Below are 12,141 nucleotides of genomic sequence, written 5' to 3' on the forward strand. Positions count from 1 at the left end.
GTCGGCGCTCCCGCCTACCGTGGAGGAATGGCTCGTACCTCGTCACCGTCCGGCGGTCGCGCCCCCGCGAAGGGGTCGTCGCGATCGAAGGCCTCGGCGCCCGCGCCCAAGCGCTACGTCGACGAGCCCGAGAAGCCCCCGGTCGCCGTGCGCGCCTGGACGGCCGTCGCCCACGGGGTGGGCGGGATGTTCCGTGCGTTCGGCCCCGAGACCCTCGAGCGCGACCAGCGTCGTGACGGCTTCCCGTTCTTCCTCGTCGTCCTCGCGATCCTCGGTGCGGTCGTGGAATGGTTCTTCATCGGGACGGATGCCGCCTCCCTCATCAGCGCATACAGCTTCGGCGCCCTGGTGGGCCGGGTGGCGTTCGTGCTCCCCGTGCTCCTGCTGCTGCTGGCCGGGTGGTTGTTCCGGCACCCGGCCTCGGTGCACGACAACGGGCGCGTGGGGATCGGATTCGGGCTGTTCGTGGTGACGGTGGCGGGTTTCTGCCACGTCGCGAACAGCAGGCCCGCACCCAGTGAGGGCCTGCCCGTGCTGAGCCTCGCCGGAGGCATCTCGGGGTGGATCCTGGGCGAGCCGCTCGCGGCGGTGCTGACGGACGTCGGTGCGTACATCGCCCTGTCCCTGCTGGCCGTGCTCAGCGTCCTGATCCTCACGAAGACCCCTCCGAACCGCATCGGGCGACGATTGGGCGACCTCTATGCGTGGATGTTCGGCGCCGAGCGCGTCGAGCGGCCCGATCCGGCCACGGCGGTGCTGCCGGCCGCCGACGACGAGGACGCGCCCGAGAAGTCGCTGCCCTGGTGGCGCCGCAACAAGACGGGGCGCGAAGAAGAGACCGACGGTTCACTCGGCTCCAACGATCTCACCGAACTCCTGGCTCCCGGAACGCCGCAGGGCGGATTCGAGACCCCGGTCCTCGCGCCCGAGCCGGTGGCCAAGGCCCCTTCCGTCGCGCCGCCGCCGCTGCCGTCGGCGCCCGCCTCCGAGGCGTTGACCGAGGTGTTCGACCCGCGCGCCCTCGCCGGCGCGGCGGCCGGTCGTGGTCTGCACGACGATTCGCCCGTCGTCGCCGACGACGATGTCGACGATCTTCCCGGGATCTCCGGTCTGGGCGGGGACCACGCCGGTGCTCCGCCGGCCGCGAACTACCGCCTCCCCGCGGTCACGGCGCTCGCGGCGGGGACACCGCCGAAGGCGCGTTCGGCAGCGAACGACGCCGTGGTCGCGGCGATCGAGAGCGTGATGCAGCAGTTCAAGGTCGACGCGCGCGTGACCGGCTTCTCGCGCGGACCGACCGTCACGCAGTACGAGATCGAGGTGGGCCCGGGCGTCAAGGTCGAGCGCATCACCGCGCTCACGAACAACATCGCGTACGCGGTGGCTTCGAACGAGGTCCGCATCCTGGCGCCGATCCCCGGCAAGAGCGCGATCGGCGTCGAGATCCCCAACGCCGACCGCGAGATCGTCACCCTGGGCGACATCCTGCGCTCCGAGGCGGCGACGTCGTCCACCCACCCGATGACCATCGGCGTGGGCAAGGACGTGGGCGGCGGCTTCGTGGTGGCCAACCTCGCCAAGATGCCCCACCTGCTCGTGGCCGGTTCCACCGGGTCGGGTAAGTCCAGCTTCGTCAACTCGATGATCACGAGCCTGCTGATGAGGGCGAAGCCTTCGGACGTCCGCATGGTGCTGATCGACCCCAAGCGCGTCGAACTGACCTCCTACGCGGGCGTCCCGCACTTGATCACCCCCATCATCACGAATCCCAAGAAGGCGGCCGAGGCGCTGCAGTGGGTCGTGAAAGAGATGGACATGCGCTACGACGACCTCGCGTCGTTCGGATTCCGTCACATCGACGACTTCAACCGCGCCGTGGTGGCGGGCGAGCTGCAGCTGCCCGCCGGCAGCGAACGGGTGCTCAAGCCCTACCCCTATCTCCTCGTCGTCGTCGACGAGCTCGCCGACCTCATGATGGTCGCTCCGCGCGACGTCGAGGATTCGATCGTGCGCATCACCCAGCTCGCCCGAGCCAGCGGCATCCACCTGGTGCTGGCGACGCAGCGGCCCTCGGTCGACGTCGTCACCGGACTCATCAAGGCCAACGTGCCCTCGCGCCTGGCCTTCGCCGTGACGAGCGTGACCGACTCGCGAGTCATCCTCGACCAGCCCGGCGCCGATCGCCTGATCGGTCAGGGCGACGGTCTGTTCCTGCCGATGGGGGCGTCGAAGGCGCTGCGCGTGCAGGGCGCGTGGGTGAGCGAGCAAGAGATCGAGAAGGTCGTCGCGCACGTCACGCAGCAGGCGCGGCCCGAGTACCGCGCCGACGTGCAGGCGGCCGCGGAGAAGAAGGAGATCGACGCCGACATCGGTGACGACCTCGAGCTGCTCCTCGCGGCGGCGGAACTCGTGGTGTCGACCCAGTTCGGCTCGACCTCGATGCTCCAGCGCAAGCTGCGCGTCGGGTTCGCCAAGGCCGGACGCCTCATGGATCTGCTGGAATCGCGAGAGATCGTCGGTCCGTCCGAGGGATCCAAGGCGCGCGATGTGCTGGTCACCAACGAGCAGTTGCCGGCCGTCATGGCGCGCCTGCGCGGAGACGACGCTCCGCCGGCCCCACCCGGCGCCGACGATGACCGGTACGGCGAAGATCCGATCGAGGCGCAGTTCGAGGGGCTCCCCGTCGTGAACGCCGACGACGACGAGGGCTCCGAGGACGCCTGGCAGCTGACGGGGCGCGACTGATGGCCGTCCACCCTCAACTGCCCAACGCCATCACGATCGTGCGCATCCTCTGCGCGCCCGTGTTCCTCTGGCTGCTCCTCGCCGACGCCGGGGCCGGCGGGGCACTGCGGTGGGCCGCCGCGGTGCTCTTCATCGTCGCGATCGCGACCGACGGGGTCGACGGCTACATCGCCCGCCGCTACCGGATCGTCAGTGATCTCGGAAAACTGCTCGACCCCATCGCCGACAAGGCACTGACCGGGGTCGCTTTCGTCGGACTGTCGCTTCTCGGCGAACTGCCGTCGTGGATCACGATCGTGGTGCTGATCCGCGAGATCGGCATCACCGTGTACCGGTTCGTCGTGGTGAGCGATCACGTGCTCGCCGCCGCCTGGATGGGCAAGCTCAAGACGGTGTTCCAGGCTGTCGCGCTCTCGATCGCCCTCATCCCGTTCGCGGGCCTGTCCGACGCCTCCGCCTGGCAGGGCATCGTGTGGTGGGTCGGTGTGATCACCATGACGATCGCGGTGGCGCTCACGATCGCCTCGGGGATCGACTACGTCGTGACCGAGGCGCGCGCCGCACGCAGAAGCCGCGGTGCGCGGTGATCGACGGGATCCCCGAAGACCTCGACGAAACGCTGGTCCGCACTCCCCGCGAGAGCGCGGGCCTCCTCCTGGAACGCCTCGTCGAACTGGGCTGGACCGTCGCCGTCGCCGAGTCGCTCACGGGCGGGCTGGTGGTCTCGTCACTGGTCGACGTGCCCGGGGCCTCCCGTGCCGTGCGCGGTGGCGTGGTGGCCTACGCCACCGACCTCAAGCACGGCGTGCTCGGCGTCGATCAGGCCCTCCTCGACGCCCACGGGGCCGTCAACCCTCGCGTCGCCCGCCAGATGGCGCGCGGCGTACGGGATGTCCTCGGGCGCGACGGAGTCGCCACGGACGTGGGCATCGCCACGACGGGGGTGGCCGGGCCCGACGAGCAGGACGGCCAACCCGTCGGGACGGTCCATATCGCCGTCTCCACGCCGCTGGGCACCCGGGTCGACTCCTTGGTCATCGCCGGTGACCGGGAACGCATCCGCCGCGAGACCGCTCATCTCGCGCTCCGACGCGCCCTCGCCGCTCTCTGATATCTCGACGGCGAGGTGTCACCGCGAGAAGCGGGGAACAAATGATGGCACATTCCGGTTTCGTCCTGCGATTCCCATCCGGTGCCCAGCGCGCGGCATTAGGGTGACCACAGACGGTGTTTCACAGTTGTCCAATCGGACACGACGGAATCAGCAGTGAGGAGGGCCCCCAAATGATCCTGGTTCGTCAAGAGATCGGCGAAGTCCTGCGTGACCTCCGCCAGCAGAAGGGTCGTACCCTCCGCCAGGTCGCAAGCCGGGCGAGTGTCGCCCTGGGCTACCTCAGCGAGGTCGAGCGCGGTCAGAAAGAGGCGTCGAGCGAGATTCTCGCCTCGGTCGCCGAGGCGCTCGATGTACCCATCTCGACCATCATGCGCCAGGTCGGCGACCGGCTCTCGGTCCTCGAGGGACTGCAGACCTTCCCCGACGTCGTCCCCGACGAGCTGGTCGCCGCCGTCGAGCCCGAGCTGTCGCTGCGCTGACCGCGTCGATTCATGCGCCGTAGCGAATTCGACCGCGCAGTCATCGACGAATTCGGCGCGCGCGGAGGCTCTCTGCTCACCGACCTCGTCCTCTCGGCTGTGGGAGGTCGAACCTCTGCCGACGCGCTCGCGGCGGGGGTGGACCCGCGTGACGTCTGGCTCGCGCTGTGCGCCGAGACGGACGTCCCCGAGAACCGCCGCTACGGCGTCGGCCGTCTGGAGCCGCGTCGGCCCTGACCTCGGTCGCTCGCGATGGCGTCACCGGTCTCGTTTCGGTACTCCCGGAGTTTTTTCCGGCGTGTCATCGAATCTTCGTTCGATACCGGCGTAGTGTCCTTCACAACAGGGTTCTCGTCGCCTTCATCCCCAATACCGGTGGACCTTCGACCGCGATGTCGGAGGCCCTCCCTAACGTGGGAGACGTCGAACGACACTCTGAACGCCTTGTCGGGCACCCCCACCGTCGGTGAGGGGCGCGACAGCCTATAGGCGACCGGAACGCGAGCAGAAAGAAGACGTCATGCCCTCACCCGCAGACCGCGAGAAGGCCCTCGAATCGGCCCTCGCCCAGATCGACCGGCAGTTCGGAAAGGGCTCGGTCATGCGACTGGGCAGCGACGACCGCGCGCCGATCGAGACCATCCCCACCGGTTCCGTCGCCCTCGACGTCGCACTGGGCATCGGCGGACTTCCCCGTGGCCGCATCATCGAGATCTACGGGCCCGAGTCGTCCGGTAAGACCACGTTGACGCTCCACGCGATCGCGAACGCGCAGCGCGCGGGGGGAATCGCCGCGTTCATCGACGCCGAGCACGCCCTCGATCCCGAGTACGCCAAGAAGCTCGGCGTCGACATCGACGCCCTCTTGGTGTCGCAGCCCGACACGGGTGAACAGGCCCTCGAGATCGCGGACATGCTGATCCGGTCCGGCGCCATCGATCTGGTCGTGATCGACTCCGTCGCCGCTCTCGTGCCCGAGGCCGAGATCAAGGGCGAGATGGGCGACTCGCACGTCGGCCTGCAGGCCCGCCTGATGTCGCAGGCATTGCGCAAGCTCACCGGTGGTCTCAACACCACCAAGACGACGGCCATCTTCATCAACCAGCTGCGCGAGAAGATCGGCGTGTTCTTCGGTTCGCCCGAGACCACGGCGGGCGGAAAGGCGTTGAAGTTCTACGCGTCGGTCCGCCTCGACATCCGGCGTATCGAGACGCTCAAGGACGGTACCGAGGCAGTCGGAAACCGCACACGCGTCAAGGTCGTCAAGAACAAGATGGCGCCGCCCTTCAAGCAGGCCGAGTTCGACATCCTCTACGGTGTCGGGATCTCCCGCGAAGGCAGCCTGATCGATTTCGGCGTGGAGCACGCGATCGTCAAGAAATCGGGTGCCTGGTACACCTACGAGGGCGAGCAGCTCGGTCAAGGCAAAGAGAACGCGCGCAACTTCCTCATCAAGAACCCCGATGTCGCCGCCGAGATCGAATCCAAGATCAAGTCCAAGCTCGGAATCGGCGGGGCAGGAGCGTCCGCAGCCGCCGAGCCGACGACCGAAGACGAGCTGGCCGCGCGTCGCCCCGCCTGATGACGGCGGATGACGGCCGGGGCCGTCACCCCGGGACATCCGAGGGTGGCGGCACCGGCGGGCCGGGCTCGGGTGCCGGCCGAAGCGACGGCGGATCGACCGCCGAATCGACCGGATCGGCGGCAGACCGTGGCCTCGCTCCCGTGATTCCCTTGTTCGGCACTCGCTCGCCGCGGACGTCGTCCGGGTCGGGCCCAACGGCGTCGCGCTCATCGTCCGGATCGAGCGGAACGGTGTCGCGGGCGCGGTCGGCAGCGTCCGACGCCGGCGAGGACGATGGCTACACGTCGGCGGGATCCGCGCGGGTGCAACGCCCACGCGAGGCGATCCGCGATGTCCCCTCCGGCCTCGCCGGCGATGAGGATGACGGCCCGTCCACCGAAGAGGCCCGCGAACGCGCAGAGGCCGTGCTGTTGCGCAAACTGCGCTCGCGTTCCCTGTCGCTCAGCGAAGCGCGGGCGGTGCTCCGTGGCGTCGAGGGGGTCGACGAGATCGTCTGCGATGACCTCATCGAACGCTTCATCGACCTCGGTTACCTCGACGACGCGACGTTCGCCGAGCAGTTGGTGATGTCCGCCACGGACAAGCGCGCCGAGGGTCGGCGGGCGATCGCCGAGACACTGCGCAAACGCGGGATCCCTCGCGATGTGGCCGAAGAGGCGCTCGCGCAGCTGCCCGACGATGACGCCGAACGTGCCCTGGATTTCGCACGGTCGAAGATCCGCGGGGTCGAGGGGACCGAGTACGAGGCCGCCCTGCGTCGCCTGGCCGGCCAGCTCGCCCGCCGGGGCTACCCGTCATCGGTCGCGCTCACCGCCGCTCGCACGGCGCTGAGCGAGGCGGGCATCGGTCGTTCGCGATCCTTCGGACGACCCGCCTCCGGTGTCCGGTTCACCCCGGACGAGTGACACTCCCGCAGCGGTCGTCGGGGTCCGCCACGGGCGCCGCTCAGGAGCGGGCGACCCGCGCGCCGGCACCACGGCGCTTCCACGCCTCGTCCTCCTCGGAAGGGGCCGCTCTCGTCGCCTCGCCGCGGAGGCCGACCCCTGCCGCCACGAGACGCCCGAGCTCCCGTCGTGACGCGGCACCCACTTTCATGCGGGCCTGGTACACGTGCGACTCGACCGTCCGGATCGAGAGGAAGAGTCGCGTCGCGATCTCGCGGTTGGTGAGACCCTCGTTCGCCATCAGGGCGATCTCCCGCTCCCGGGCTGTCAGTTCGTCCGCGACCGACGTGGGGGCGCCGGGAGCCGGGATCCGTGCGGCAGGGGCCGTCTCTGCGGAACGGCGGTCGTCGGTCGACCACAGCGCATGCAGCCGCAGCTCGTCCACGGGAATGTCGACGTCGTCGCCGGGGTGCGCGGCAGCGCGTCTGACGGCCTCGGCGGCGATGGGCAGATCGGTCGTCGCCGCGAGCTGCACCAGCTCGTCGATCTCGTCCTGCTGGGCGGCGTTGAGAGTCATCAAGCGCGACAGATCCCGGATGCGCAACGCGGGAGCGGAACTGATCCGCGTCAACTCCGCGGCCGCCCGCGCGCTCCGCCGAGCCTGGTCGTGCCTGCCCTCGGCCGCCAGCACGGTCGACTCGACGAAAAGACGACTGCGGCGCACCAGGACGGACCCCTGGTCGTCGACGGTGGTGATGATGGCACGGGCCTCGCCGAGTCGGCCGGACATCGCCAGCTCTTCGGCGACGCCCAGCTCGATCATCGCCGCTTGCACGCCGACCAAAGCAGACGGGTCGCGCGACAACGCGGTGGTGAGTTCGCGAGCCGACTCCCGGGAACGACCCTCGCCCGCATACGCGATCGCCCCCGCCGCCCCGGCGATCGTGAGATCCGCGGCCCCGCCCTCGCGGGCGGTCATGGCGACCTCGTCCTGGAGCCGCTGATGAAGGCGAGCGCCGTCGGCGCCGGCGATCTGGTGACCCGCGAGCATGGACATCAGCGCGGCGAGGCGATCCCGCGTGTGGATCCCCGGGGTGCGGCGACGGGCGTTCAGCATCCGCTCCGCATCGGCGTAATGGTGCTGCGCGAGCTTCCACCTGCCGCGGAACACCTCGGCCGTCCCCGTGGCGACGGCGGCGCGCAATCGTGCTGCGGGCGAGGCGGCGGTCTCGCCTGCGGCACGGGCAGCGGCCTCGGTCGCCCGCGCCCAGTCCATCTCGGCGCTCGCCCGCATCGAGTCCGCGAGCAGCTCCTCCACACGCGCGTCCGCCTCGGCGTTCGACGACGCGTGCGTGAGACTCCCGCGCCGCTCCGCGGCCGCACGGGCCCTGCGGCGGCGGGCGGCGGGATCGGGATCGTCCGCGTACGCCTCGCCCGAGGTGCGGGCGGCGAGGTCCGCCTCGAGCCGCAGGTCCGCATCGTCCTTCGCGCGCAGTCCGCGCAGAGCGTGGGCGGCGGCGTGGGCGCTGTCGCCGCGGTCGTTGGCGGCACGCGCCGCAGCAAGGGCGACGCGTGCCCGGATCGAGGGGGAGTAGGTGCTCTCATCGGAGTCCGTACCCTGCCGATGCCACCGCTCCGAGAGGGCCACGGCGATGGGCACGCTCCACCATTCGTCGTCTTCGGCGAGCATGCGCGCTCCCGCGGCCTGGACCAGATCGTCGACGTGCGCCGCGCCGAGCTGTCGCCGCGCCTCCTGCGCGACGAGATCGTTGACCGTCAGTCGACGCTCCGCGGAGGAGTCGGCGTGCATCAGCCCGCCCGCCAGCAGGGCGTGCACGCTCTCGGCGTTGAACAGCCGGGTGGCGGCGGCGAGTTCGAGGTGTGGCAGGTGCAGAACGACGGCGAGGCACTCCAGGTCGGGTCGTGCGATGTCGGCGACGTGACGCTCGAGGGCCACGGCGAGTCTGCTGTCGCGGGCGATCGCGCGCAGGGGGCTGAGCGGATCACGACCGGCGCGCGCGGCCGCGGTGGCCTCGAGGATGAGATGGCGCAGCAGGGCGCGCGACCCGTCCGCGCGCCACACCAGCGCCGCGCGGGTGGCGCGGTCGAGCAGGTCGGCGTCGGGGAAGACGTCGATCAGCGCGAGGGCGTCGTCGTCCGAGAGCTCGCGCAGATCGACGCGATCCAGGATGCCGTCGATCCACAACCCGAGGACCGCGCGGCGCACCTGGTTCTCGTCGTCGGGCCGATCGACCGCCCGCGGTCGCGCCGTGCGCAACGCGAAGACCACGGTCGCCCGCCCCGACGCCACGGCACGTTCGAGAGCGCGCATCGAGTTCGCGTCGAGGGCGTCGACGTCGTCGACCACGATGACGGTGTCGATCGCATCCTCGGCGATGATCGCACGCACATCGTCGTCGCACGGGCCTCGCGACGCCTCGAGCGCACCGAAGGGCACGCCGGACAGGGCGGAGCACGGTCGTACGACCGCGGTCCGCGCCCCCGTCCCCTGGATCTCGGCGGTGATCGCGCGCAGCAGATTGCTGCGACCGCTGCCCCGAGGGCCGGCGATGAGAAGCGATGCCCCCCTCAGAACGCGCTGCGCGAGCGCGACGGCATCCCGATCCGCCCCGACCGTATTCGCCGACGACGCCGTCGGTTTCTCATTCCCCATGTACATCTCCCCCCGGAGTCGCCCGTCGAATCCGGCGGGCAGCGCACAGGAACAACATAGCGAGATGTCGTCGATCCGGGGCGATCCCTGCGTTTTCCGTCGCCCGCCGAGCGGGCGGGGCGGGTGTCGGAGGCGCCGTTTAGACTGGCATCCATCATGACGACGCCCGTTTCCCCTCCGACGCTGATCGCGCCGTCCGCCGCCGCGCAGGGCGATGCGGGACCCCGCACCTACGAAGTCCGCACCTTCGGGTGCCAGATGAACGTGCACGACTCCGAGCGGCTGTCCGGCTCGCTCGAGAGCGCGGGGTACGTGCGCGCCGAGGCGGGGATCGAGGCCGACGTCGTGGTGATCAACACGTGCGCTGTGCGCGACAACGCGGCGGGCAAGCTCTACGGCACCCTCGGGCACCTCAAGTCCCGCAAAGACGCACACGACGGCATGCAGATCGCCGTCGGCGGGTGCCTCGCGCAGATGGACAAGGACGCCGTGCAGCAGAAGGCGCCATGGGTCGACGTCGTGTTCGGCACGCACAACATGGGCTCGCTCCCGGGCATGCTCGAGCGCGCGCGCCACAATGGCGAAGCGGAGCTCGAGATCCTCGAATCGCTCGAGATCTTCCCCTCGACACTGCCGACCAAGCGCGACTCCGTGCACAGCGGCTGGGTGTCCATCTCGGTGGGCTGCAACAACACGTGCACGTTCTGCATCGTCCCGAGCCTGCGCGGCAAAGAGAAAGACCGCCGGCCCGGCGACATCCTCAACGAGATCCGCCTCCTGGTCGACGACGGCGCGATCGAGGTGACGCTGCTGGGTCAGAACGTCAACTCCTACGGGGTCGAGTTCGGCGACCGCCTCGCGTTCGGCAAGCTGCTGCGCGCGGCCGGCGAGATCGACGGCCTCGAGCGCATCCGGTTCACGAGCCCGCACCCGGCCGCCTTCACCGATGACGTGATCGCCGCGATGGCCGAGACGCCGGCGGTCATGCCGCAGCTGCACATGCCGCTGCAGTCCGGCTCCGACCGCATCCTGAGAGCGATGCGGCGGTCCTACCGCAGCGACAAGTTCCTGGGCATCCTCGATCGCGTCCGCGCGCGCATCCCGAACGCCGCCATCACCACCGACATCATCGTGGGCTTCCCCGGCGAGACCGAAGAGGACTTCCAAGACACCCTGCGCGTGGTCGAGGCCGCGCGATTCTCGAGCGCGTTCACCTTCCAGTACTCGATCCGCGAGGGCACACCGGCCGCCACGATGGCCGACCAGGTGCCCAAGGCCGTGGTGCAGGAGCGCTACGAGCGCCTGATCGCGCTGCAGGAGCGCATCTGCATCGAAGAGAACCAGAAGCAGAACGGGCGCACGCTCGAGGTGCTCGTCTCGGCCGGTGAGGGCAAGAAGGACGCCGAGACCCACCGGCTCACCGGGCGGGCCGAAGACAATCGCCTCGTGCATTTCGAGCTGCCCTCCGGGTCGCCCGTCCCGCGCCCGGGTGACGTGGTCTCGGTCACCGTGACCCACGCCGCACCGTTCCACCTCCTGGCCGATGCTGTCGACGGTGCCCCGCTGCGTATCCGCCGGACGCGGGCGGGCGACGCCTGGGACCGCTCGCAGGCCGAGTCCTGCGGCGTCCCCGCGCCCGAGGGTGAGGCCGGCGCGCCGCGCGCGGTGTCGCTGGGTCTTCCGACCCTCCGCGTCGGCGTGTGAGCGGCCCGGCCCTCTGGGCCGTGGTCGGGGCGACCGGCACCGGGAAGACCCGCCTGTCGCTCGACCTCGCCGAGGCGCTGGCCGCGCGCGGCCGCCCCGCCGAGATCGTGAACGCCGACGCGATGCAGCTGTACCGCGGGATGGACATCGGCACCGCCAAGATCCCCGTCGCCGAGCGTCGCGGCATCCCGCATCATCTCTTCGACGCGCTGACGGTGACCGACGACGCGGCGGTCGCCTGGTATCAGGATGCCGCTCGCGAAGCGATCCGCGGGATCCACGACCGCGGCGCCGAGGCGATCCTCGTCGGCGGCTCCGGTCTGTACGTGTCGGGGGTGTTGTGGGACTTCCGCTTCCCCCCGCGCGACGAGACGCTGCGCGCGCAGCTCGAGGACGAGCTGGAGCGCCACGGCTCCGGGGCGCTCTTCGCCCGCCTGCGCGCGGCGGACCCGGCCGCCGCCGAGCGCATCGATCCGCGCAACGGGCGGCGCGTCGTCCGAGCGCTCGAGGTCCTGGCGCAGGGCGGTCAGACGCACGGAGGAGCCCTTCCCGAGGCGCCCGTGTCGTGGCATCCGCGCACCCGAATCGTCGCGACCGCCATCGAGCGACCCGACCTCGTCCCGTTGCTCGACGCGCGCGTCGAGGCGATGTGGGCTTCGGGTCTCGTCGCCGAAGTCGAGGCGCTGCGCGTCGAGGGACTGGAGCGCTCGGCGACCGCCGGTCGCGCGATCGGCTACGCCCAGGCCCTGGCGCAGCTGCGCGGCGACCTCACGCGCGACGAGGCCGTCGCCGAGACGCAAGCCCTCACCCGCCGGTACGCCCGGCGGCAGGTGTCCTGGTTCCGCCGGTACCGGACGGCGCACTGGGTCGACGCCCGGACGACGGATGCCACGGCCCTGGCCCTGGCCGCCGAGGGCCGCCCGTGAGACCGGGGCCACGGGCAGGCGGGTGATCGT

The 12,141-nt window shown here is 70.6% G+C and carries 10 protein-coding genes; 9 read left to right on the forward strand and 1 reads right to left on the reverse strand.

Annotated elements, in window-relative coordinates; all coding sequences use genetic code 11:
- Positions 1-27 precede the first annotated feature (27 nt).
- The 7 genes from ACIPVB_RS07460 to ACIPVB_RS07490 all read left to right on the forward strand — a co-directional run bounded on the left by ACIPVB_RS07460 (position 28) and on the right by ACIPVB_RS07490 (position 6,828).
- The gene (locus ACIPVB_RS07460; RefSeq protein ID WP_400367887.1) at positions 28-2,745 is read left to right on the forward strand and encodes a DNA translocase FtsK; all 2,718 of its coding nucleotides are present in this window, start codon (positions 28-30) and stop codon (positions 2,743-2,745) included.
- Positions 2,745-3,332 carry a CDP-diacylglycerol--glycerol-3-phosphate 3-phosphatidyltransferase gene (pgsA, locus tag ACIPVB_RS07465; RefSeq protein WP_400367889.1) on the forward strand — a complete coding sequence of 196 codons (588 nt, stop codon included), beginning with the start codon at positions 2,745-2,747 and terminating at the stop codon, positions 3,330-3,332. The genes ACIPVB_RS07460 and pgsA overlap by 1 nt, the downstream gene beginning before the upstream one ends.
- On the forward strand, positions 3,329-3,856 hold the full coding sequence (locus ACIPVB_RS07470) for a CinA family protein (RefSeq protein ID WP_400367890.1): 528 nt from the start codon (positions 3,329-3,331) through the stop codon (positions 3,854-3,856). The genes pgsA and ACIPVB_RS07470 overlap by 4 nt, the downstream gene beginning before the upstream one ends.
- A gap of 173 nt (positions 3,857-4,029) precedes the next feature.
- Positions 4,030-4,338 carry a helix-turn-helix domain-containing protein gene (locus tag ACIPVB_RS07475; RefSeq protein WP_108319449.1) on the forward strand — a complete coding sequence of 103 codons (309 nt, stop codon included), beginning with the start codon at positions 4,030-4,032 and terminating at the stop codon, positions 4,336-4,338.
- Positions 4,339-4,350: 12 nt separating this feature from the next.
- The gene (locus tag ACIPVB_RS07480; protein ID WP_400367891.1) at positions 4,351-4,575 is read left to right on the forward strand and encodes a DUF3046 domain-containing protein; all 225 of its coding nucleotides are present in this window, start codon (positions 4,351-4,353) and stop codon (positions 4,573-4,575) included.
- A gap of 283 nt (positions 4,576-4,858) precedes the next feature.
- A complete protein-coding gene (recA, locus tag ACIPVB_RS07485) occupies positions 4,859-5,920 on the forward strand; it encodes a recombinase RecA (protein ID WP_400367892.1) in 1,062 nt (353 codons plus the stop codon).
- 305 nt (positions 5,921-6,225) lie between these two features.
- Positions 6,226-6,828, forward strand: coding sequence for a regulatory protein RecX (locus ACIPVB_RS07490; RefSeq protein WP_400367894.1), 603 nt, complete (start codon positions 6,226-6,228; stop codon positions 6,826-6,828).
- Between the two features lie 40 nt (positions 6,829-6,868).
- Here ACIPVB_RS07490 and ACIPVB_RS07495 read toward each other — a convergent pair whose 3' ends face one another.
- Entirely contained in the window at positions 6,869-9,481 is a 2,613-nt protein-coding gene (locus ACIPVB_RS07495; RefSeq protein WP_400367895.1) for a LuxR C-terminal-related transcriptional regulator, read from the reverse strand.
- A gap of 156 nt (positions 9,482-9,637) precedes the next feature.
- Between ACIPVB_RS07495 and miaB the strand changes: the two genes are divergently transcribed.
- Positions 9,638-11,185 carry a tRNA (N6-isopentenyl adenosine(37)-C2)-methylthiotransferase MiaB gene (gene miaB / locus ACIPVB_RS07500; protein WP_400367897.1) on the forward strand — a complete coding sequence of 516 codons (1,548 nt, stop codon included), beginning with the start codon at positions 9,638-9,640 and terminating at the stop codon, positions 11,183-11,185.
- Positions 11,182-12,111 carry a tRNA (adenosine(37)-N6)-dimethylallyltransferase MiaA gene (gene miaA, locus ACIPVB_RS07505; protein WP_400367899.1) on the forward strand — a complete coding sequence of 310 codons (930 nt, stop codon included), beginning with the start codon at positions 11,182-11,184 and terminating at the stop codon, positions 12,109-12,111. The genes miaB and miaA overlap by 4 nt, the downstream gene beginning before the upstream one ends.
- Positions 12,112-12,141 lie beyond the last annotated feature (30 nt).

This window comes from Microbacterium sp. NPDC090007 (assembly GCF_044748345.1).
Taxonomy (GTDB): Bacteria; Actinomycetota; Actinomycetes; order Actinomycetales; family Microbacteriaceae; genus Microbacterium.